The sequence below is a fragment of the Lacinutrix sp. Hel_I_90 genome (genome assembly GCF_000934685.1).
GTDB lineage: Bacteria > Bacteroidota > Bacteroidia > Flavobacteriales > Flavobacteriaceae > Lacinutrix.
This window is the reverse complement of the sequence record NZ_JYNQ01000001.1, coordinates 2,082,289-2,105,930: the sequence shown is the minus strand read 5'-3', so window position 1 is coordinate 2,105,930 and position 23,642 is coordinate 2,082,289. Positions and strand designations below refer to the sequence as shown.

Sequence of the window (23,642 nt, the reverse complement as noted above, 5' to 3'; positions counted from 1 at the left end):
TATTATTAAAAGGAGCGGATTAACATTGTTTAAATTTTTAATTGAAATGTTAAAGTATTAAATTTACGTTTAAAGATTTATTAATCCAAAAAACACATAAAATTATGGCTTTCGAATTACCGAAATTAAAATATGCATACGACGCTTTAGAACCAAATATAGATGCGCGTACCATGGAAATACATCACTCTAAACATCACAACGGGTATACTACCAAATTAAATGATGCCATAGAGGGAACCGACTTAGAAGGAAAAACAATTGAAAATATCTTGACTAATTTAGATATGGAAAATAAAGCGGTTAGAAATAATGGTGGCGGATTTTATAATCACTCTCTATTTTGGGAGGTAATGAATCCTGAAGACAAAGGTCAGTTGTCTGGAGAATTAAAGACCGCTATTGAAGCAGCATTTAAATCTGTAGATGCTTTTAAAGAAGCCTTCAGCAAAGCTGCTGCTACTCAATTTGGTTCTGGTTGGGCATGGTTGTGTGTGCACAAAGGGGGAAAAGTAGAGGTGTGTTCTACACCTAATCAAGACAACCCATTAATGCCTGGCGTTAGTTGTGGTGGAACTCCAATTTTAGGATTAGATGTATGGGAGCACGCTTATTATTTAAATTATCAAAATAGAAGACCAGACTACATTGATGCGTTTTTTGACGTAATTAACTGGAATGAAGTAGAAAGACGTTTTGCTTTGGCAAAATAGTTTGAACTTTATATAATACTTAAGAGAGCTGGTGTAATAACTAGCTCTTTTTTTGTGCTAGAAAGTTTTAAAAATAAAAAAGCCGGACGAGAGTCCAGCTTTTTTGCCCCAAATCTACCATGAACTTAACCTACTTATGTTATGGTAAGTTCAAATATAACGACATATAAATTGATTTATTGCTTTTTTTAGATAAATGGTAAAAATATCTGATAAAATGCATTTTATCGATAGTGTTGAATACTTTTATACGCCATTAGATAAAACGCAACCTTATTTATAGCGCATAAAAAAAGCCGGACGAGAGTCCAGCTTTTTTTGCCCCAAATCTACCATGAACTTAACCTACTTATGTTATGGTGACTTAAAGGTATATTAAAAAAGGCTTCTATAAAAATATTTTAGATTAAAAGCATTGATATCTGTTAAAGTGATTAAAACCTGTTAATAAGCTCGCTCTTTATTGCCTTCATAAAAATTAATAAATGCCCTGTTAACCACTCTGTTTCCTCCAGCAGTAGGGTAATTTCCTGTAAAATACCAGTCGCCTAAATTTTTAGGACATGCTTTATGAAGGTTTTCTACGGGTTGAAAAATGATTTCAACTTCTGCATTAACCGAATCGTCACTCAATAATTCTGATATTTTAGACGATATCTCTTCAGGTGTAAATTGGTCATAAATTTCTTTTACAAAGTTCTTAACCTCTTTATCTTTTAAATTTACTTGGGCTTTACATTTATTGTAAACGTCATCAACTATGTGGTACTTGTTGTTTTCTTTTAGTAAGGCTAAAGCAGCATTAAAAGCAACCAAGGTTCCCAAATTAGCCATGTCTATACCATAACAATCTGGATAACGTATTTGTGGTGCAGAGGATACGACGACTATTTTTTTAGGATGTAGTCGATCCATCATTTTAATAATACTTTTCTTCAAAGTTGTACCGCGAACAATACTATCGTCTATGATAACCAAGTTATCTGTAGGTTTAATCACGCCATAGGTCACATCATAAACATGCGCGACTAAATCATCACGGCTGCTATCTTCGGTTATAAACGTTCTTAACTTAACATCTTTAATGGCAATTTTTTCAATACGTGGTCTTTCTTTTAAAATATTAATAACCCGCTCCTTAGACAACTTCCCGTTACCCTCTAAAATAGCTTGCGTTTTTCTTTCGTTTAGATATTCTTCAACGGTTTCTATCATGCCATAGAAAGAGGTTTCCGCTGTATTTGGTATGTACGAAAAAACCGAATTTGCAGTGTCGTGACCAATAGCATTTAGTACTTCAGGCATTAATAAACGGCCTAACATTTTACGTTCTTGATAGATTTCAGCATCGCTTCCGCGTGAAAAATAAATGCGCTCAAAAGAACAGGCTTTACGTTCAAGAGGTTCTAAGATTTTTTTAATAGAAACTTCTCCCGATTTTTTGGTGATAATGGCATGACCCGGCTCTAATTCTTTGACATCATCAAATTCTACATTAAAGACGGTTTGAATTACAGGACGTTCTGAAGCGACAACAACAACTTCGTCATCCTTATAATAATACACCGGGCGGATACCTGCAGGATCCCGTAAAACAAACGAATCACCATGGCCTAATAAACCTGCCATAGCATAACCCCCATCCCAGTTTTTAGCGGCCTTTCTTAGGATCTTCCCAACTTTTAACCGTTTTGCTATTAATGGAGAACATTCGTTTTTACTATACCCTTCCTTTTTTAAATCTTTATAAATTTTACTAACAGCATCATCTAGAAAATGACCAATTTTTTCCATTATAGTAATGGTATCGGTATATTCTTTAGGGTGCTGCCCTAGCTCAACCAAGTTGCTAAAGAGTTCTTTAACATTAGTCATGTTAAAGTTGCCAGCTAAAATAAGGTTTCTGTGTTGCCAGTTATTTTGTCTTAAAAAGGGATGTACACTTTCTACGCTGTTTTTACCAAAGGTGCCATAACGCACATGTCCTAAAAGCACTTCGCCAATGTAGGGTATGTTTTGCTTTTGTAGCGCAACGTCATTATTATACTCTGGATGCTCAGTTAATTCTTTATTAATACGCTCGTTGATTTGAGCAAAGATGTCCTGAATGGGTTGTTGAGCGACAGAACGTACACGACTAATATAGCGTTCACCAGGTTTGGTGTCTAATTTTATACTTGCAAAACCAGCACCATCCTGACCACGATTGTGTTGTTTTTCCATCAATAAGTACATTTTGTTTACGCCGTAAAACGCACTGCCATACTTTTCTTTGTAGTATTCTAAAGGTTTTAATAGTCTAATGTGTGCAATTCCGCACTCGTGTTTTAAAGCATCACTCATTGTTGTTGTGTTGTGAGTTGTTTATTAAAAATATAAAAAAATTCTGTTCTCGAAACGTCTCTTGACGAGATAAATTGCAAAATATATAGTTATAAAAAACGCGCTCAATTATTGAGCGCGTTTTTATATTATTGAGCCGCTGTTAGGACAATTTCAAATTGTGTTAAATCTTTAAATTGCTGTAAGCGTTTATAGATTTCTTTATCTTTTAGGTTTAGCATACGCTCTGTTCCAAATTTTTCTACACAAAAGGAAGCTAATGTTGAACCATAAATAACAGCGTTTTTCATATTCTCGAAAGAGGTATCTCCTGTTTTTGCTAAATAACCAGCAAAACCACCGGCAAACGTGTCGCCTGCTCCCGTAGGATCAAACACTTCTTCTAAAGGCAAGGCTGGGGCATAGAACACATTCTCATCATGAAAAAGTAAAGCACCGTGCTCTCCTTTTTTAATCACCACATACTTAGGGCCCATTTCATGAATCTTACGCGCAGCAACAACTAAAGAATATTCTCCGGTTAATTGTCTTGCCTCTTCATCATTAATAGTAATAACATCAACATTTTTTATTACTGAAAGTAAATCGTCTAAAGCAATATCCATCCAGAAGTTCATGGTGTCTAAAATAGCCAACTTAGGCTTTTTTGTCATCTGATCTAAAACACTTTGTTGTGTTAAGGGATGTAAATTTCCTAACATGACAATTTCTGCGTCTTTATAACTTTCTGGTACAACAGGTGTAAAATGTTCTAAGACATTAAGTTCTGTCGCCAGCGTGTCACGAGAATTCATATCGTTGCGGTATTTGCCACTCCAAAAGAAGGTTTTACCCTCTTTTACGATTTCGATACCATCTATATTAATGCCTCTATCTGTTAACAGGTCAAGATATTCTTGCGGAAAATCTCCACCAACAACTGAAACAGCTGCTGTATCAACATTAAAGTTAGAAGCCGACAAGCCAATATACGTGGCTGCACCTCCCAATATTTTATCTGTTTTTCCAAAAGGGGTTTCAATAGCATCAAAAGCTACGGTACCTACTACTACTAATTTACTCATGTAAGCCGTTTAAATTAAAGTGCAAATATAGGTTTTTTGTTGGTTTTAATTATACTGAAAACGTAATGGCTTAAATTTTAAATTTAATACGTATATTACACCTATAATATATGTAATTTATACGAGATATGAAAGCAGGTAAAAAGAGAAAAGAGGTTGTTCTGGACAAGGAGACCTTGGATATATTGGAACTTAAGGCAGAAAAGGCAGGTAGAAACCTCAAAAATTATATGGAGTTTGTTTTACAGCAAGATGCATTCGCCTTTGAGCCATCTGAAGAATACAAAAAAATGATGGATCAAATGATTGATAGTCATAACCAAGGAAAAACGAAATACACACCTTGGTTGAATGTTAAAAAGGAATTATTTAAATAATGAGTTTTAATATTGAATTAAGTGATGAGTCGCTTCTGGATCTTAGGGAGGCGCGTTTGTATTATTTTGAAGTATCTATAGAATTACAAAAAAAATTTGATAATGAGATTGTTGAAACTATTGAGAGAATAGAATTTAGCCCACAACATTTTCAAAAACGATATCGCAACATCAAAATAATTTTCACAAAGTCCTTTCCTTTTGGAATTCATTATTTAGTAGATGGAGATACTATCAAAGTGCAAAGAATATTACATCAAAAAAGACATTACTAATAATTACTTCCGCCCAAAATCTGCAGGTATTTCTCCCCAGGCTTTGGTTTCCCATTTTACAATAGTAGTCTTGTAATCATTGTCTTTAAGCCAGTTGACTGCGCGATCTACTAAATCGTAAACCGGTTTGTTTTTGGTGTTACGTTCTAATTTAGAATTACAAGTCTTCTTTCGTACCCAGCTCATGGCTGTTTTTGAATCTGTATAAAGAATACGCGTACTATTGTGCTTTTTCAAATAACTCAGCCCATGAACTAAAGCTAAGAATTCTCCTAAATTATTAGTGCCTTCAGCAAAAGGACCTTGAATAAAGAGTTGTCTTTTTGTTTTGGTATCTACACCGCGGTATTCCATGATACCTGGATTACCACTTGAGGCAGCATCAACCGCTATAGAGTTATAATTGGGACGCCCTATTTTTTTAAGTTGTTCAGCTGACAGCTCACTTTTAAAAGTTTTGTTTTTTCCTATATAATCGAAATAATTGCCTTTTAACGCTGCTTTAGCTGCGTCAAAAGTTGCGAAAGACTTGTATTGCGCACCATCATAATCTTTTATTTGCGCTTTACAATCATTCCAAGAGTCAAAGACACCAATATGATGTCCTTTCCAAACGGTGTAGTATTTTTTCTTTTTTTTACCCATTTGTGTTCGTTCTCCCGTTTCGAGATTTTGGGTTATTAAGGTGTTTCTCGTCTACATTTTTTTTGCGCTTTATTTTAAAATAAATTTTGCTGATAACAACATAGAAAACAAGGCCTATAATTGAAACTCCCAAAACAATAATAAAGATATCTAAGAAACTACGCATTCAATATTTTTTTAACCACCTCTGGAAAATGTGCCATCTCTAACAAATGAATTTTTTCTGCAACAGTTTCAGCAGAATCTGAAGCTAAAACCGCACATTTGGCTTGAAAAATAACAGCGCCTTCATCATAATGTTCATTTACGTAGTGAATAGTGATACCTGTTTCAGTTTCTTTTTGGTCTACCACGGCGTGATGCACATGCATGCCGTACATGCCTTTTCCACCAAACTTTGGGAGTAAAGCAGGATGCAAATTAATCACTTTATTTGGAAAGTGTTTCAAGATTTTCTCAGGGAATTTCCAAAGAAAACCAGCGAGAACAATTAAGTCGGGGTTCGATGCTTTTAAAATATTGAGCACATCTTCAGTTTCAGTAAAGGCTATTTTATTAAACGATAACGCGCTAACGTTTAGTTTTTTACAGCGCTCCAAGACTTTAGCTTGCGGATTGTTAGTGAGTACTTGAATAACAGAAGTACGGTCACTATTTTGAAAAAAGCGAATTAAATTTTCGGCATTACTTCCACTTCCAGACGCAAAAATTACGACACGTTTCATTTTCTAGTTTCTATGTTAAATCTACGAACAAAAAAAAGAATAATTATTAACAATTATAGGGTAAAAGAGAATTTCTTCAGTATTAATTATTAAATTACCAAGACATTTTTACCATAAAGATGTTTTTTCAAGTAAAGTTTTTTATTTTTGCCACTTAATTAAAACTAAAAAAATTAAAATTATGTCAGACATTGCATCAAGAGTAAAAGCGATAATCGTAGACAAATTGGGTGTTGATGAAAACGAAGTTGTAACAGAAGCTAGCTTCACAAACGACTTAGGCGCAGATTCATTAGACACTGTTGAATTAATCATGGAATTTGAAAAAGAATTCGATATCCAAATTCCAGACGACCAAGCAGAAAACATTGCAACAGTAGGTCAAGCTGTATCATACATTGAAGCTGCAAAATAAGCACTAATATTTATGGAACTTAAGCGAGTTGTAGTAACAGGTCTAGGCGCACTTACACCTATAGGAAACACCAAAGATGAATATTGGGACGCCCTTATTAAAGGAAAAAGTGGTGCTGCGCCTATTACATACTTTGATACTGAAAAGTTTAAAACAAAATTCGCTTGTGAGTTGAAAAACTTCGTCGCGACCGATTTTATTGATAGAAAGGAAGCGCGAAAAATGGACAGGTTTACGCAGTACGCAATGGTCGCATCTGATGAGGCTATTGCGGACGCTAAACTAGATTTAGACACCATCAATAAGCTTAGAGTTGGTGTTATATGGGGCGCAGGAATTGGAGGACTTGAAACCTTTCAGAACGAAGTGTTAAATTTTGCTGAAGGTGATGGAACACCAAGATTTAACCCCTTCTTCATCCCCAAAATGATTGCAGATATTGCCCCCGGAAATATTTCTATTAAAAATGGATTTATGGGTCCTAATTATACCACGGTATCTGCCTGTGCATCTTCTGCAAATGCGATGATTGATGCTTTAAATTATATTCGTTTAGGCTATTGTGATGTTATTGTAACCGGAGGAAGTGAAGCCGCTGTTACTATCGCCGGAATGGGAGGGTTTAATGCGATGCACGCGTTATCCACTAGAAATGAAAGCCCAGAAACAGCCTCAAGACCTTTTGATGCAACTAGAGATGGGTTTGTGTTAGGGGAAGGTGCTGGAGCAATTATTTTAGAAGAATATGAGCACGCAAAAGCAAGAGGAGCAAAAATTTATGCCGAAGTTTTAGGTGGCGGCATGTCTAGCGATGCTTACCATATGACTGCACCACATCCAGATGGTATTGGTGTTATCGCAGTTATGAGAAACTGTTTAGAAAACGCTGGCTTAAAGCCTGAAGATGTAGATCATATAAATACACACGGTACATCGACACCTTTGGGAGATGTTGCCGAACTGAAAGCAATTTCTGAGGTTTTTGGTAGTCATGCCAAAAACATTAATATTAATTCTACGAAATCAATGACGGGTCATTTGTTAGGTGCCGCAGGAGCCATTGAGTCTATTGCCTCTATTTTAGCAATGGAACATGGTATAGTGCCACCAACAATTAATCACACAACTATTGACGACACAATAGATCCTAATTTAAACTTAACGCTAAATAAACCTCAAAAAAGAGATATAAAGGTTGCTATGAGTAATACTTTTGGATTTGGCGGACATAATGCCTGTGTGTTATTTAAGAAGTTAGACTAATGCTCGAATGAAATAATTATGACAAAATATTTAGCCCTTAAAACAAATATTTGGTTCATTACATCTGATTTATTTAATACACTATTAGTAATCAGATGAAACGCATTCGAAACATATTCACATCCCGTAAAAAAGATAACGGGATTTTTTTTACCACAATTTCAGAAATTATAGGTTATAAGCCTAAGGACATTAAGCATTTTAAGACGGCTTTTACGCACCGTTCTATGAACATAAAAAATGCTAATGGGCATATTATAAATTATGAACGTTTAGAGTTTTTGGGAGATGCCATGTTAAGTGCTGTGATTGCGCATCACTTATATGAAGAGGTGCCTAGCGGTGATGAAGGCTATTTAACGAAGATGCGTTCTAAAATTGTGAGCAGAGAGCATCTCAATGAGCTGGGGCGTGATTTAAAACTGATTAGTTTAGTAGAAAGCAAAATTCCAAAAGGACAATTTGGAGACAATATTCATGGTAATCTATTTGAGTCCTTAGTTGGTGCTATTTACCTGGATGGCGGTTATAAGGCTTGCGAAAAATTTATTTATAAGCGCGTCATCACACCTTTTGTAGACATTGAGCAATTGGAAGGGAAAGTGATAAGCTACAAGAGCTTACTTATAGAGTGGTGCCAAAAAGAGAAGAAAACCTTCGATTACAACGTTTATGAAGATACAGGAAATGATAACATTCGCCATTTTTCTGTAAAACTATCCATAGATGATAAAATAGTCTCTAAAGGTAGAGCGACTTCAAAAAAGAAAGCCGAAGAAAAGGCCTCGAAGCGTGCTTTTTTTGTATTTCAAAATCAAATTTCTAAAGCGTTTTTATAACTAGTTTTATTTCATAAACAATCCAGAGATCTAAACAAAGGTCCGGAAAAGCAATGCGTGAAACCTTTTATCTATTGTATTTATTTCAATAGTCTTTGACTGCCATGTTGATTTTTTTTAGTAATAAAAGGTTGTTTTTTACTCAATTAACACGACTGCTCATGCCCAGATGCCCAAGGTTAGTATGGTATGTCTGTTCATATAATATAGTTCGAGGCATAGCATTGGTTATCGTGCCTTATGAGTCCTTGTTATAACATATCTTATGTCATAAATGTCGGCAGCCGCAGTTGATTCAATTTTAACTGACCACCATTCGCTTCAAAAGTACCTAAAGTATAAGCATTGAAAGAACTCAAATAAAAGTGTTCCACTCCATTACCTTTTGCTAATACAAAATCCCTTACATATATTTCTCCAACAGGTGCTCCAATATCAATAGCTACTGTTAGTCTCGTTATAGCAGCTGTAGTTGGTCTCGCTTTAAATTCTATTACGATATTCACAGCATCACCATTTCTTCCTGTAATTGTAGAATTCGTAGTATCATAAAATGTTGTTACATCTATCGGTTTTTGAGAATCTCTTACGGTAGCTGCGTCGTTTGGTAACGTTACCTTGTTGGCAGCGGTTAGCACAAAAGGACTTGCAGAAGTATAAGTGCCATCAACGTAATCGGCCCAGCCTGTATAATCATTACTATTTCCAGAACTAATGGGTATCCAAATGGTACCATTATAAAAATAAAAAGAAGTATCATCGGTATCAAAGACTAATAGCCCTTGTGCCGGACTGGCAATGGCTACACGCTGTACACTGGTCATTCTTGGGGTTAACACGCCTTGTGTTGTAGAGCTTATATCTAATACTGATGAGGCATCTGGCGTGGTCGTGTTAATACCAACTTGAGAGTAAGACTGGTGCATCACTGAAAGAGAGACCAGTATAAAAACAACTGTTTTTAAAATTTTCATCCCTCAATATAAGAAAAAAACGCAATTGAAATTTAAAAATAGTAGTTTTTAACAAGGATTTAGGGTGTTCTTTAAATTTTCATCAAATAACGGAGGTGTTTATAAACATTTGAAAAAATCAGGTATAATAAATACAATACCCGGTAGCTTCTTAATCATAAACCATCGACTTCTTTTACTTCTTCTTTACGCATTGTCCATAGGAAAGAAACCTTAAAAGCGGAATGCTGCTAGAGAACGTTAATTTAAACGGTTGACAGAATACCCTCACTATGAGAATTTCTGCTTTGGCGAGTACTTTTTTTAAAACAGACAATACCTTTTAAATTTAGCAGAAACTTAAAGTTCTCTTTTTCGTATTCGCTAGTGAGTAGAAGACAATGGAATTAAAGTCTAAGCTGTTTTTGGTGTTTCAAGATCAAATCTGGAAAGCTTTTTTGAAAAAAACAAGACGTTCTTGTTTTTTAAGCGAAAACAGTGTAAACTATAACGTTTGCGTTACTTTTTCTTTTTAAGATTCCCTAAAATTCAATGTGTTGAACGATTTTAAATGTTATATTTACATTTAATTCTGTTGTGAGTATGGCTATTAAAAAACTCGTTTTAGATGACTTTTATGAGGAAGATCACTTTTCTTTAATTGGTATTCATTGCACGATAGAAGATTATAGGTTGGCTTTTTTATTAAATAAAGCTTTAGGTATTAGACTTACAAGAAAAGACAAAGATTTCGATAATAACAATTTGAAAACAACCTTTTCTATTTTTGAATGGGAAGATCATACCCAATTTAATACATGGAATTTAGTGTCTAATACGTGTAAGGTTATTTCAAGCGAAATGAATGAAAACTTGGATTCGTTGTTCAGTTTTGACCAAATGACAACGCAAACGCACCATTTAGTTTCAGAATATAAGAAAGCAAATTTCCTATTAAAAATTAATAATGAGTTGAATTTTAAAAAGGAAAAACTCATTTTAGAAAAAATACTTAACATAGATCATGTCATTACAGCGTACAGTATTGCTGCGAATGCCTTAAAATCTAAAGATCAACTAATATTTAACTAATGTTAAAAAGAAAAAAAACGAAGATTGTTGCTACGTTAGGACCGGCAACCAGTTCTAAAGAAGTTTTAAAAGCCATGCTTGAAGAAGGCGCTGATGTGTTTAGAATTAACTTTTCACATGCAGATTATGAAGATGTAAAAGAACGTGTAAAAATGATTCGTGAACTCAATGCAGAGTTTGGTTATAACGCTTGCATTTTAGCAGATTTACAAGGCCCAAAACTTCGCGTTGGTATTATGAAAGGGGAGGTGATTGTGAATGCTGGCGATGAAATTATTTTTGCTACCGGTAAACGTTTTGTAGGGACTAAAAAACGTGTTTACATGACTTACGATAATTTTCCTCAAGATGCTAAACCAGGAGAGCGTATTCTTTTAGACGACGGAAAATTAATTTTCGAAGTGGTGTCTACAGATAAAAAAACCGAAGTAAAAGCCAGAGTCATTCAAGGCGGTCCCCTAAAGTCTAGAAAAGGGGTCAACCTACCAAACACAAATATTTCTCAACCCGCGTTAACAGAAAAAGATATTGAAGATGCCATATTTGCTTGCGAATTGCAGGTCGACTGGATGGCACTGTCTTTTGTGCGTCACGCTGAAGATTTAATGGTATTGCAGGAATTAATTAAGAAACACAGTGAACATAAAATACCAATCATTGCTAAAATTGAAAAACCGGAAGGTGTAGAAAATATCGATAAAATTGTGGCCTATTGTGATGGTTTAATGGTAGCACGTGGTGATTTAGGTGTAGAAATTCCAGCTCAAGAAGTACCACTAGTACAAAAGCAACTGGTACTTCGTGCAAAGAGAGCAAGAATTCCAGTAATTATTGCGACACAAATGATGGAAACCATGATCGATAGCCTAACGCCAACACGTGCTGAGGTTAATGATGTTGCTAACTCTGTAATGGATGGCGCAGATGCCGTAATGCTTTCGGGAGAAACCAGTGTTGGTAAATACCCTGTGGAAGTGATTAGGCAAATGGCGAGCATTATACGTAGTGTAGAAGACAGTGATTTAATTAATGTACCACAAGAGCCGCCACAAATTCGTACCAAGCGCTACATTACAAAATCTATTTGTTACCACGCATCGCTTATGGCCAATGAAATTAATGCCAATGGCATATCAACCTTAACAAATAGTGGTTACACGGCTTTTCAAATTTCGGCATGGAGACCAAGTGCACATATTTTAGTTTTCACTTCAAACAAACGTATTTTAACGCAACTCAATTTGCTTTGGGGTGTTAAAGCTTTTTTTTATGATAAGTTCGTAAGCACAGATGAAACCATAGAAGATGTAAATAGGATGGCGCAAGAAATGGGTTATCTAAAAAAAGGAGACATGCTGGTAAGTTTAGCAGCCATGCCAATTCAAGAAAAGGGAATGGTGAATACGTTAAGGGTTACTGAGATTTAAATCTTTTAAGCACAGGGCTTTTACTACTCACCCTCTGCGAAGCAATCAAAAAACACTGACATTGCTAAGTGATCACGATGTCTTCCTAAATAAAAGGGATGAGTAATCGCAAAGCTTAGTTAAAAACAGAGCTTATATAATAAAACCAGTTGCAATAAGGTAGCTGGTTTTTTTAATCTGTTCAGATTTTCTCAGTGAATCGGGGTGAAACGCATTAAAGAGCAGCGTAATTCTAGGTAATATAAAAAGTAACCTTGTGTTTTGCCGCCTTTGTGACAAATCCTAAAACTCAAATTTCAGCTGCACACTCACTACTTTTGGTTCTTCTTTTTTAGTCTTTTTTTCTGTATTTAAATTAGAGAGTGAAATACCTAAAAGCCGCACAGAATTGTCTAGTTTTTCTTGATAGAGTAAGTCTTTTGCAGTTTCCAGTAGAATAGCTTTATCACTAATAAAGTAAGGCAGGGTTTTACTGCGGGTCTGCAACGTAAAATCACTATATTTTATTTTTAAAGTCACCGTTTTTCCAGCGATTTTACTTTTATTTAAACGCCGGGAAACTTCTTCGGCGATATGCTCTAGTTTTTCGAGCATAAAAATTTCTGAAGATAAATTTTCATTAAAGGTGCGTTCAGCAGCTAAGCTTTTTCGAATACGATTTGGTTTTACCTCACTATTATGAACACCACGCACCACATAATAATAGTAAGTGCCAGACTTTCCGAAGTTTTGCTCCAAAAAATCTAAGGATTTAGCTTTTAAATCCACACCAGTAAAAATCCCCTTTTGGTACATTTTCTCGGCTGTAACTTTCCCTATACCATAGAATTTCCTGATGTCTAAGGCTTCTAAAAAATCTAAAACTTCTTCAGGATTTACTGTTTTTTGTCCGTTAGGTTTATTGTAATCACTAGCAACTTTAGCAATAAATTTGTTTATAGAAATACCTGCAGAAGCTGTTAACCCAACTTCATTAAAAATGCGGGCACGAATTTCTTCAGCTAGCATGGAAGCGCTGGGATTTCCTTTTTTGTTTTCGGTGACGTCAAGGTAAGCCTCATCTAAAGAAAGCGGCTCTACCAAGTCTGTATAATCATGAAATATGGCTCTAATTTTAGAAGATATTTCTTTGTAGCGATCAAATCTTGTCTTTACAAAAATAAGCTCTGGACATAAGCGTCTGGCCAGAACGCCGCTCATCGCGCTTTTTACTCCAAATTTTCGAGCTTCGTAACTCGCTGCGCTAACAACACCTCGGTTGCTGCTTCCTCCAACAGCTAAAGGCTTTCCTTTTAATTCAGGATTATCCATTTGTTCTACAGACGCATAAAAAGCATCCATATCCACGTGGATAATCTTTCTTATTGGTAAGGCTTCAGACATAACACAAATTTATAATATCTTTAGCAAAAAGAATTTTAGAAATGAGTAAATCGGCAATTATTTTAGGTGCAACTGGATTAACGGGTGGCAAAGTATTACAGCAACTTTTAGCAGATGCACGTTACTCTAAGATTATTTTGTTTAGTCGAAGCGCTTGTGAGATTTCTCACGATAAAATAGAAGAACACCTTATTGACCTTTTTGAATTGGAAAATTACAAAAAGGATTTTGTAGCAGATGATGTGTTTTGTTGTATCGGCACAACGAAAGCGAAAACAAAAGACGAAGTGCTTTATAAAAAAATAGATTACGTAATTCCGGTTGCTGCAGCAAAGTTAGCAGCAGAAAACGGCATCAATAATTTTATTGTTATTTCGGCTTTAGGGGCAGATGCAGAGAGTAAACTATTTTATAACCGTATTAAAGGATTAATGGAAAATACGGTATTATCGAAAAATATAGATACCATATATGTTATGCAACCCGCATTAATTGGTGGAGAACGTGAGGAGAAGCGATTGGGGGAATATGTCGCTAAAGTCCTTATGAAACTGATAAACCCTTTTTTAATTGGAGCGCTAAAGAAATATAAATCTATTCATCCCGAAACCATTGCAAGTGCGATGGTATGGCTAGCAAATAACCCTTATGAAAGTGGTAGGATAAAATCAGGTGTTATTCAAAAAATTTCAGATAAGGCATGATAGAAATAGAACGTAAATTTTTAGTAAATTCCGAAGCTTTTAAAACGGAAGCCTTTAATTCCACACGCATCATTCAAGGCTTTTTAAGCACAGATAAAAAGCGAACCGTTCGTGTAAGATTAAGAGGTGAAAAAGGCTTTTTAACTATAAAAGGGGAGTCTTCAAAAAATGGAATGTCGCGTTTTGAATGGGAAAAAGAAATTTCTAAAGCTGAAGCTGAAGCGCTTTTAAAGCTCTGTAAAGAAGCGGTCATCGATAAAATACGCTATGAAATAAAAGTTGACAATCACACTTTTGAGGTTGATGAGTTTTTTGAAAATAATGAAGGTTTAATTATTGCAGAGGTGGAACTAAATTCAGAAAATGAACACTTTACAAAACCAGATTGGCTAGGCAAAGAAGTTACTGGAGAGACTAAATATTATAATTCACAAATAAGTAAACATCCATTTTGTAAATGGTAAATAATGAACACATGTCCTGGCGTCTAAGAGTTTCAGAATCGGGATCAGGAAATGAATAAAAACAGATGGTATGAGAAAAGCATTTTTTATTTTATTAATTATTGTTTCAGCTTGTAAAGATGAAACCAAAGTGGTTGAAATCCCAAAAGAGATTCCAGAAGAAGCTCCACTTGAGATTGCAATAGAGAAGACCGGAACCCAAGTCAAACCAACAGCAAAGCAGATACTTGAAACTTTAAAAACACAAGGTTTTGAAACTTTTGATTATGTTGACAAGAAAACAAAAGACACCATAATCATGCAAAAATATTTTATGGCGTTTTTAAAAAAGGGACCTATTGTAAATCAAAATGAAGAAGAAGTTGTTATTTTACAGGAAGAACACCTTAGTCATTTAGAAAAAATGTATGCTCTAGGTTATGCAGATATTTCTGAACCCTTTATTGACGATGGAGACATTAGAGGTGTTACTATTTATAATGTACCAACGCTTGCTATGGCAGATAGTTTAGCAAAATCTGATCCTATAGTGAAAGCCGGGCGGTTAGAAGTTGAAATTCACCCGTGGTGGGCAGCAAAAGGGTATCATTTAAGATAAAAAGGATTCAGAAAAGCTTAATGCTTTAATTAGTAACCGATGAGATTAACGAGAATTATTTACTTACCTCTATGGTTCTTTGAATATCATTTCCAAATTGATCAACAACAGTTATTAGATGTTTTCCTTCTGAAGGAATAACAGGTAAATCATGAATGTCTTTTGTTGTGCCAACAAATGTGTGGTCTAAATACCAGTATAATGTAGATTCTGGTTTTGAATGGGCCACTTTCAATATGAGTTCATTGGTTTGTCCGTCAAAATCCTTTGGAAGAAAAATGGTGCTCGATACTTTAGGGTAAATAAATTGCATGCTCACTGAAGCATTAGTAACACAATCGTTTCTAAAAGGGGGTAGTGGTTTGTAAAACGGATTTTTAATTTTGTAATAGAATTCCATTAGCGGCGGTAATACAAACCAGGACTTATGCGTGATCTGGTTTAAATCTTCGCAAGACGAATTTACTTGATGCAATTCGTTTTTATCTAAGTGAATACGTTTGTGATAAGGGCAGGGTTTTGTTTTTAGCCCACTAAGTTGAACAAATTGTTTGAGTATTTTGTCACAATTTTCACTAGCGCGATAGCCGCTTTTTTCACAAATTGCTATTTCTTGTAGGTCATCAAATGGCTTATCAAACCAATTGCTATTTGGAAGTAAATCGAAAACATCAAATAAAATGGGTGCAGCTGTTTGCACGCCAACTAAGCCAGGGCGCCCTTCTCCATCGGCATTGCCCACCCAAACACCTACAACATAATCCTTTGTTGTGCCGATGGCCCAGGCATCACGAAAACCAAAACTGGTTCCTGTTTTCCAAGCGATTTGTTTTGAACCATCAAAAAACTCCCAATTTTCGTCTCTTTCGGGACGGTTCACCTCTTTTAAACTCTCGTAAGTAAGATATATGGAAGCCGCATTAAACACCGTTTTTTCTGTAGATTTTTTTCCGAAGTCAATAACTTCCGAAGCTAAAAAAGTAGGTTCACAAAATTCATTTGAAAAATATTCACTTGAGGTGTCATTAAAGTGATTAAGCGTTGAAGAAAAGCTAGCGTAGCTTTTACATAAATCCCATAAATTACTTTCAGCACCACCCAAAATTAAAGACAAGCCATAATGGTTCGCGTCATACTTGATATCTTTTAATTCTAAAGCTTTTAAATAATGATGAAAACGATCAAGTCCAAAATCTTGAAGCATCCATACCGCAGGTACATTGAGAGAGCGTGATAAAGCGCGACTTGCTGGTACAGCACCATCAAATTCTTTATAATAATTTTGTGGTGAATAATTCCCGAATTGTGAAGGCACATCTGGCACCAATGCATTTGGCAGTAAGTCACCAGCATCCAGCATCGCGGCATATAAAAAAGGCTTTAAAATACTCCCGGTACTGCGTGCCTTATTAATGATATCCACATCTTTTTGATGCGCTTTATCTGTTGGCGTATTCCCAACATAAGTTAGCACTTTACGCGTTTTAACATCCAACACTAAGACTGCAATATTAAAAATTTCATTTTGTTTTAAGAGGTTATAATGATTAAAAACAATGTGATTTGTTTGTTGTTGTAGTTTGGTATTAATAGTGGTTTGTATGCGTTCACCAGCATTCGTGTTGGACACTTTTTGTAATAAATGTGGTGCAATTTGAGGCAAGGGATATGGTTTTTGTGGTAATCCTTCTGCAATGGATAAGTCGTAAGTAAGGCTATCAATAATTTGCTGACCGAGTAATTTTTTTAATAATCGATTACGCTTTGTTAGTAGTCGTTTTTGGTTTTTCCCTGGGTAGATTAGGCTAGGTGCATTTGGTAAAACAGCCAATGTGGCACTTTCAGACCAGGAGAGTTCGTTAGGATTTCTATTAAAATAGCGCCATGAAGCGGCATCAACACCAACAACATTTCCTCCAAAAGGTGCATAACTGGCATAATAGGCCAGGATGTCTTCTTTACTATACCTCAATTCTAATCGTGTAGCAAGAATGAGTTCTTTTATTTTTTCAATATAGGTGCGGGATTGTCCTTTTCGAGATAAGCGAATGACTTGCTGTGTTAATGTGCTTCCACCACGCTTTACTTCGCCAGAATACACATTCTGTTTCAAGGCTTTAAAAATTGAAACAAGATTAAAACCAGGGTGTTGATAGAAGTACTCATCTTCAAAATTAACGATACAAACCTTAAATTTTTCAGGTACAGCATCTCTTTTTGGAAATCGCCATTGGCCATCTTTGGCAATTTGTGCACCTAGTAAATCGTTAGTTGCACTTGTAATGACCGTGGCTGTTGGGGCTTTGAATAATTGCTTGGGTAAGCAAAAGTAATAGGCCACTAAAAGCACTGCTAAGATTACAGATTTTATTTTATGTCGTTTTATGTAGGCTATTATTTTCATTTGTTAAAATCATACTCACGTTCTACTTTACAAATGCGTACATGATACCAACGGTACCACTCCTGTATTCCTTTTTTTTGCGCTACAATATGATCGGTGTGCTGTTTCCAGTTTTTTATGGCTTCTAAAGATTCCCAATAACTAACAGTAATTCCAAGGTCGCTTCTTGCAGAATCCATACTAATAAAACCCTCTTGTTTTTTTGCTAAGGTTTCCATGAGTTCTGACATTTCAGAGTAGCCGTTTTCGCCTTCAGTTCTAGTAGAAGTGAAGATTACGGCGTAATAGGGCTTGAAGGTTTTATTCATTTATTTTACTTCCATACAGGAGGGTGTTTTAATGGCAAACCTGCAAGGTTTCAAAAACCTTGTAGGTTCTCATTATTTTATTTCTCTACAGTAACCCATTGTCCTTTGGTTCGCACTAAAAAGTCATGGTCATACATCGCTTCCGCTTGCACACCGTATAAATAATACGTACCTAAATAGGACGCATTGAGCATGACATTAAACGTATTACTTCCGTATTGACCTTTTTTATTCAAATCAAAATAGAAATTCACCCGGTCGTCACGAATATCTGTATAACGAGCTTGACTATTAGTGTTACTGCCATAGGCTGTAAAACGGGTATTCACAATTTCCCAACCTGATGGAAATATTTGCGTGAGTGCGACGTCACTCACCCGTTCATTTTTAAGGTTTGAAACGGTAACTGTTGCCATAAAATCCTGACCTTGTTGCAACTTGTTAATAGCGATAGTATTCCCTTTTAAATCTTTATAAGCGACACTTATACTTAAGCCACGTTGTGCTGTGATTTCTTCACCTAAGGGCAGTTTACCAGAGTTTAAAACACGCACATAAACCACGTTGTCTTGATTGTTTTTAAATGCGAGTGTGTTTCCGCCTTGTTTAACTGTTAACTCACGTTGTGCAATGGCGCTCTTCGTGTTAATGGTTTGGGTTTTACCATTCATTGTGTATTCTAGATTCACAGATTTACCACCATTGGCTTTTACCATTTTTGCCATTGCCATTAAGCTATAGGCTGTAGTTTGCGTACTCATCCATGACTCACTCGATAATGCCTTTGCAATACCCTCCGAGAGTTCTCGTGCGCGTTTGTCTTTAGTTATAATCATCGTTTCTAAAGCCATCGCACGATTTCTGTTTAATGAGCCATAGGTATAATAATTATATCTTGGTGGTTGAAATTCTATATTGGCCGTTTTCGAAATTTGCTCACTAGCCTCCTTTTGTCCTGCTAAGGCGTAGGCCGCTGCTAATCGCCATTTCGCTTCATTAGAAATTTCGCTAAATTCTCGCAAACGATTCATAGCACCCAAATCTGGGCTGCCAGCCAAAGCCAAGGTATATAGGCGATAAGCCTGTGCTAAATCACTATTATAGGTTTTGTAGCTTGGGCGCCATTCGCGAGCCGCTTGCTTTTGGTACTTTATCCAGTTCGTTTTAAAGGTTAATGGTAATACATAGCCTTGTTTTTCAGCTTCAATCATAAAGTGCCCAGAATAGCTAGTTCCCCAATCATTAGCATTATTTTCTCCCATCCAATAGCTCATGCCGCCATTTGGCCTTTGGAAGTTTCCTAAACGTTTAATACCATTGGTAATATTCGACTGAATCTCTTGCTTTTTCTTTAAAGGCAAATCGAAAATGTCGTTTAAGAATAACTGCGGAAATACACTCGAGGTCATTTGCTCTACACAACCATGAGGATATTGCACCAAGTATTGTAATCTGCGAGAGAAATCCATTGGAGGCATTGTTGAAAATTCGACCGTGGCGCTATTGCTTCCAGGAACGCCAAAGGTTGAAAAATCTAAAGTTTTAGATCCAATTCCCTTTAAGGTTTCATCCAATATTTTCGAGGTTATCGGATTCGGGTTCACCACATCCAATGCCACTTTATAAGTTGATTTTTCGCCATTTCCTGTGGCAATGACTTCAACGGTATTGCTGCCATTAGCTTTGCTAACATCCAACTCAAAATAGGTCATTTGTTCGTCTGGCTTAGCAAAGGTTAAGTTTTTTGATGCTTCACCAACGACTGAAATGCCATCGCTCAGTTTTAGCTTTATAGTTACATTTTTCACGTTTGGTTCCATAGCAAAAACGGTAACTGGTAAGGTTACTTTTTCGCCTGGACTCAACTTACGTGGAAGTGTCGCTAAGACCATCAATGGCTTTTTAACTTCTACCGATTTGTCTGCGCTTCCGTAAGCTTCATTGTCCACATTTCCAGCCACAATCATGGTGCGAACGGCACCAATATAATTTGGCATTTTAAGGGTGTGCGCTTGGCTTCCGCCAGCTTCCATTTTAAAAGGTCCCAAAAATTTAACAACAGGCTTGAATCGGTTTGCTTTTTTGTTTTTTCCGCCAGCTGCACTACCATCACCACCAATAGCAAAAACTTGATCGATACTCCCACTATAAGCACCAATAACATCATCAAACATATCCCAGGTTTTTACACCTAATGCCTCTCGAGCGTAAAATTCGTCCCAAGCATTTGGTGTTTTAAAACGGGTAAGATCGAGCAAACCTTCTTCAACCATCGCAATGGTATAGGTCATGGGTTTGTTGTTTTTTTCTGAAACAATTACCGTAAACTCTTCTTCTGGACGTAATACACTAGGCATTTTAATCTCAGGCTCTAATTTAGTATTTGGGTCTTCTACTAACAACGGAATTAATCCATATAACCTTATGGGTAAATCGTTAGCGGTAGTGGCATGCGGTTGTAATAAGGAAATATTAACAAACACATTTGGAGCCATTTTTTTAGTGATTGGAATTTTTACAACCGTTTCACCCTGATTTGTTTTTATCCATTGGTGCTCAATCACTTCAGTGCCATTTTCAATAGAAATTAAGGCACGGCCTTCTGTACCACTTGGAAACGTGATTTTTGCTGTTTCACCAACATTATAATTTTCTTTATCTGCAGCAAAGACTAACATTTTTGCGGCTTCTTTATCCCCTGAGGGTTGTTTTTTCCACCAGTTTTTGTAAAAATAGGCGGTGCGGCCAGTGGCGTGACCACTTTTTGGATCGTATACACGAATTAAATAACGACCACCCGCTTCTTCCGGGACGTTAATATTAAAACTTGCCTTGCCTTTAGCATCAGTATTTATGGTACTGTTCATAAATGGTTTATGAAAGCTGCTTGAGGTGTATTTTGATAAGTTATCATAAGAGGAGTTCCACCACCAGCGCCATTCCACTTTATACACTTTTACTTCTAGTCCGTTTCGTTGTATTGGCATGCCTTGATCATCAACCACAACTATATCAAAAGTCTGGTTTTCATCTGTGTAAAAAGAACCATAGGCGCGATCTTTAGGTGATTTCAAACCCACAAAAGACGCGTATGGCGCGTATTGTTTTGTAAAAGCATCCATAGAAAAGTCTCCACCATTTTCAAAGGCACGTACTAGAAACTGTACGTTTAACATGCCTGGCGCATTTTTTCCAACACTTAGCTTATTAGTGATTTCTGTAAAACCAGCTTCGTTTACATTACCTTCAAAAATAGTGATTTCATCACCAGAAAAAGTACGAGAGGGATCACTAAACACATAGTGTTTATAGTTTTTAAAAGGCGCAGAGGCATTGCTAAATTTTGCTTTAATTTCAGTCTTTACGTTTTTTGCTGGCGCACCGTGTAACCAGTTGACGTTAAGCGTACCACTAAGTGGTGCAGAACCAGATAAGATTTCATCTTTAAAATCGACTTTAATTTTAAGGCGGTTAGGTTTTACGGTTTCCACTTTTAAGCCTTTGTAAAACGTGGCGCCACCAACACTCACTTTAGCATTCCAATTTCCTGTCTTGCTTTCGGTCGTCGTTGGTACTGTAAAGGTGTAGAAATTATTTAGGTTATCGCTAGTAATATTTTTGTAAGCGAGCTTTCCGTTAGGATCTGTCACTTCCATTTTCACAGGGTGTCCTTTGGGTAACTTGTTAGCATTATCATCTAAAATAAAAGACAGGTGTAGTGAATCTCCAGGTCTCCAAACACCACGTTCGCCATAGATGTATCCCTTAAGACCTCTTTGTAACTGATTTCCGGAAACGTCAAATTTGCTTAACGATAGGGAATTGCCGTCTTTTAGTTTAATGTAGGTGTGATTGTTTTGCTTGGAAACGATGGCAAAAGCGGCACGTTTCTCAGAGCTAATGGTTGCCAAGCCATCAACATCTGTTGTGGTACTTGCAATCTCCTGTTGCTGATAGTTGTAAATTTTAACTGTTGCATCGGCTTCTACATTGGTGCTTAAAATATTAGTAACTGCAAAAAAGTACTCGTTAGTTGCGCCTTTTTTAGCAATAACGCCCAGATTTGATGCCATTAAGTTTTGTGCGACAATACGATCTGTATTATAATACGCATCATGACAAGGATTGTCGCGTTCACGCCAATTGTAATTGTTGTTTCTATAGCGATAGGTTACATTATCCCAATAGGCTTCTTCGCGAAGCGCGTCGTCTTCGGTTGTACTTTCGTTAGAGTCATCATAGTAATAATCCGCTTCGTAGTAGTCTTCGTTGTTTTCAGAATTAGTAATTTCACGATTTACGTTACAGTCGTAAAGTGAATATTCCTTTTTAAATTCGACTTCTATACGATAAATGGCACCTTGATCTGCTTTGAATAAACGAGATAAATCTACACTATAGGTTTTCCATTTGTCATTGTCCTGAGCCGCTTCGCTGGTTAATAGCATCGTTTTTGTAACGATGCGGCGACCTACTTGCCGAATACTATGATCATTACCGCCATGCAATTCGTTATCCTGTAAAAACTGTAGAATATTATCTTCAAAAATTTTAATCACTTTAATATCTACAGCTTTTAAATTGACGGCTTCAAAATTGAATTTCAACTCTTGTGAGTTAGGCAAAATCACACCATTATTAACCAAACGGACTTGAGGCTTAACTTCTTCAAAAGAAATAGTTTCAGAAAAGGGCTGCTTTAATTTATAGCCATCGGTGTTTTTAATCCCTTGAAACACATCGACCAGAACAGTCCCATTTATTTTAGTATCAGGGTAGGCTTTTAATATATTGCCGTCAACAATATATTTTGGGCTTTTAGCATTCTGAATGGTTACCAATCCATCAAAATTTTGTTCTTTTTTAATAGGGTCAGAAAAATTAATGAGTAGATATTGCTCAGGGTTTTGAACCACGTCAATACGTGTAATCGTAAAATTATTTTTACCTGGAATGGTAACGAGATTACTGCCAGAATGGTCAGCACTTATTGCTTTTCCATTCCATTTGACTTCTATTTTTGAGTCTTCAACTTTACGATTGATGCTGTCGATTTTAAATTCGAAAACACGTTGCGGTAGACTTGATTCATTCCATTCTATTTTTAAATTTTTACCATCCTGACTGGCAGAAACGAGCTGTTTTGCTTCTTCAATAGTAATATCATCAGCAGATTTTACAACCCCTAAAAGATATTGCCATGCTTTGCTGTACGACTGTAAATCATTGGTGACAACATTAAAATTTGGTGTAATGGTCTTAAATTGAAAGGTGTAGTTTTTTAATTCTGAAGGGATATCAGAATAAATAGCCCCCAATTTTACCGTAGTCGTATATTCTGTATCTGGTTTTAAAGGTTCGTCTGGGTAGAACACTAACGAATGTTTGCTTTTAGCAATTAAACGTCCTGACACATTAGGACTAAATGAGACAATGTCGTCTGTGATATTTTGGTCTAAATCCCAACCTTGCACTTCTTTATTTAGATTAATCGTGATTGGCTTGGCAACAGACACACGGCCAGAAGTTGTATAGCTAATGTAGTCTCTAAATTTGAAAAGATTATCGGTTTCAACGACTTCTTTTTTACAAGAAGTTGCAAGAATAATAAAGATTAGTACGGCAAGGCGTGATGTTAATTGCATGATCT

20 protein-coding genes are annotated in these 23,642 nt (G+C 36.1%); 11 read left to right on the top strand and 9 right to left on the bottom strand.

Features of this window, described 5'->3' with window-relative positions; genetic code table 11:
* The first annotated feature begins 104 nt into the window (after positions 1-104).
* Positions 105-713, top strand: coding sequence for a superoxide dismutase (locus GQ46_RS09340; RefSeq protein ID WP_044400967.1), 609 nt, complete (start codon positions 105-107; stop codon positions 711-713).
* Positions 714-1,157: 444 nt separating this feature from the next.
* Here GQ46_RS09340 and GQ46_RS09335 read toward each other — a convergent pair whose 3' ends face one another.
* Entirely contained in the window at positions 1,158-3,056 is a 1,899-nt protein-coding gene (locus GQ46_RS09335) for an amidophosphoribosyltransferase (protein WP_044400964.1), read from the bottom strand.
* Between the two features lie 128 nt (positions 3,057-3,184).
* Entirely contained in the window at positions 3,185-4,120 is a 936-nt protein-coding gene (locus GQ46_RS09330; protein ID WP_044400961.1) for a PfkB family carbohydrate kinase, read from the bottom strand.
* Between the two features lie 128 nt (positions 4,121-4,248).
* Here GQ46_RS09330 and GQ46_RS09325 point away from each other — a divergent pair, with 128 nt between their 5' ends.
* Together GQ46_RS09325 and GQ46_RS09320 are read left to right on the top strand one after the other, a co-directional pair.
* Positions 4,249-4,497: a hypothetical protein gene (locus tag GQ46_RS09325; protein ID WP_044400958.1), complete on the top strand. Its 249-nt coding sequence runs from the start codon at positions 4,249-4,251 to the stop codon at positions 4,495-4,497.
* Complete coding sequence (locus GQ46_RS09320) at positions 4,497-4,772, top strand: type II toxin-antitoxin system RelE/ParE family toxin (protein WP_044400955.1); 276 nt, start codon at positions 4,497-4,499, stop codon at positions 4,770-4,772. The genes GQ46_RS09325 and GQ46_RS09320 overlap by 1 nt, the downstream gene beginning before the upstream one ends.
* 3 nt (positions 4,773-4,775) lie before the next feature.
* Here GQ46_RS09320 and GQ46_RS09315 read toward each other — a convergent pair whose 3' ends face one another.
* Positions 4,776-5,417 (bottom strand): viroplasmin family protein, encoded by a 642-nt coding sequence (locus GQ46_RS09315; RefSeq protein WP_044400953.1) that lies wholly within the window; start codon positions 5,415-5,417, stop codon positions 4,776-4,778.
* Between the two features lie 158 nt (positions 5,418-5,575).
* A complete protein-coding gene (locus GQ46_RS09310) occupies positions 5,576-6,142 on the bottom strand; it encodes a phosphoribosylglycinamide formyltransferase (RefSeq protein ID WP_044400951.1) in 567 nt (188 codons plus the stop codon).
* Between the two features lie 181 nt (positions 6,143-6,323).
* Here GQ46_RS09310 and GQ46_RS09305 point away from each other — a divergent pair, with 181 nt between their 5' ends.
* From GQ46_RS09305 to rnc, 3 genes are all read left to right on the top strand, one after another.
* Positions 6,324-6,557 carry an acyl carrier protein gene (locus tag GQ46_RS09305; protein WP_013869581.1) on the top strand — a complete coding sequence of 78 codons (234 nt, stop codon included), beginning with the start codon at positions 6,324-6,326 and terminating at the stop codon, positions 6,555-6,557.
* Between the two features lie 12 nt (positions 6,558-6,569).
* Complete coding sequence (fabF, locus tag GQ46_RS09300; RefSeq protein ID WP_044400943.1) at positions 6,570-7,820, top strand: beta-ketoacyl-ACP synthase II; 1,251 nt, start codon at positions 6,570-6,572, stop codon at positions 7,818-7,820.
* Between the two features lie 95 nt (positions 7,821-7,915).
* Complete coding sequence (gene rnc / locus GQ46_RS09295; protein ID WP_044400941.1) at positions 7,916-8,659, top strand: ribonuclease III; 744 nt, start codon at positions 7,916-7,918, stop codon at positions 8,657-8,659.
* 263 nt (positions 8,660-8,922) lie between these two features.
* On the opposite strand, the gene GQ46_RS09290 is transcribed toward rnc, so the two are convergent.
* A complete protein-coding gene (locus GQ46_RS09290; RefSeq protein WP_044400938.1) occupies positions 8,923-9,633 on the bottom strand; it encodes a hypothetical protein in 711 nt (236 codons plus the stop codon).
* A gap of 582 nt (positions 9,634-10,215) precedes the next feature.
* Between GQ46_RS09290 and GQ46_RS09285 the strand changes: the two genes are divergently transcribed.
* Together GQ46_RS09285 and pyk are read left to right on the top strand one after the other, a co-directional pair.
* Positions 10,216-10,704: an IPExxxVDY family protein gene (locus GQ46_RS09285; protein WP_044400936.1), complete on the top strand. Its 489-nt coding sequence runs from the start codon at positions 10,216-10,218 to the stop codon at positions 10,702-10,704.
* Positions 10,704-12,131 (top strand): pyruvate kinase, encoded by a 1,428-nt coding sequence (pyk, locus tag GQ46_RS09280; protein ID WP_044400934.1) that lies wholly within the window; start codon positions 10,704-10,706, stop codon positions 12,129-12,131. The genes GQ46_RS09285 and pyk overlap by 1 nt, the downstream gene beginning before the upstream one ends.
* Before the next feature lie 282 nt (positions 12,132-12,413).
* On the opposite strand, the gene dinB is transcribed toward pyk, so the two are convergent.
* Positions 12,414-13,514 carry a DNA polymerase IV gene (gene dinB, locus GQ46_RS09275; protein ID WP_044400930.1) on the bottom strand — a complete coding sequence of 367 codons (1,101 nt, stop codon included), beginning with the start codon at positions 13,512-13,514 and terminating at the stop codon, positions 12,414-12,416.
* Between the two features lie 41 nt (positions 13,515-13,555).
* On the opposite strand from dinB, the gene GQ46_RS09270 reads away from it, so the two are divergent.
* The 3 genes from GQ46_RS09270 (at position 13,556) to GQ46_RS09260 (ending at position 15,280) form a co-directional block, all read left to right on the top strand.
* On the top strand, positions 13,556-14,218 hold the full coding sequence (locus tag GQ46_RS09270; protein WP_044400927.1) for an NAD(P)H-binding protein: 663 nt from the start codon (positions 13,556-13,558) through the stop codon (positions 14,216-14,218).
* Positions 14,215-14,682: a CYTH domain-containing protein gene (locus GQ46_RS09265; RefSeq protein ID WP_044400924.1), complete on the top strand. Its 468-nt coding sequence runs from the start codon at positions 14,215-14,217 to the stop codon at positions 14,680-14,682. The genes GQ46_RS09270 and GQ46_RS09265 overlap by 4 nt, the downstream gene beginning before the upstream one ends.
* Positions 14,683-14,752: 70 nt before the next feature.
* Positions 14,753-15,280, top strand: a complete 528-nt coding sequence (locus tag GQ46_RS09260) for a YciI family protein (RefSeq protein ID WP_044400921.1) — start codon at positions 14,753-14,755, stop codon at positions 15,278-15,280.
* A 55-nt stretch (positions 15,281-15,335) separates the two neighbouring features.
* On the opposite strand, the gene pbpC is transcribed toward GQ46_RS09260, so the two are convergent.
* The 3 genes from pbpC to GQ46_RS09245 form a co-directional block, all read right to left on the bottom strand.
* Entirely contained in the window at positions 15,336-17,684 is a 2,349-nt protein-coding gene (gene pbpC, locus GQ46_RS09255; protein WP_044400918.1) for a penicillin-binding protein 1C, read from the bottom strand.
* Complete coding sequence (locus GQ46_RS09250; RefSeq protein WP_044400915.1) at positions 17,681-17,992, bottom strand: antibiotic biosynthesis monooxygenase; 312 nt, start codon at positions 17,990-17,992, stop codon at positions 17,681-17,683. The genes pbpC and GQ46_RS09250 overlap by 4 nt, the downstream gene beginning before the upstream one ends.
* 77 nt (positions 17,993-18,069) lie before the next feature.
* Positions 18,070-23,637, bottom strand: coding sequence for an alpha-2-macroglobulin (locus GQ46_RS09245; protein ID WP_044400912.1), 5,568 nt, complete (start codon positions 23,635-23,637; stop codon positions 18,070-18,072).
* Positions 23,638-23,642 lie beyond the last annotated feature (5 nt).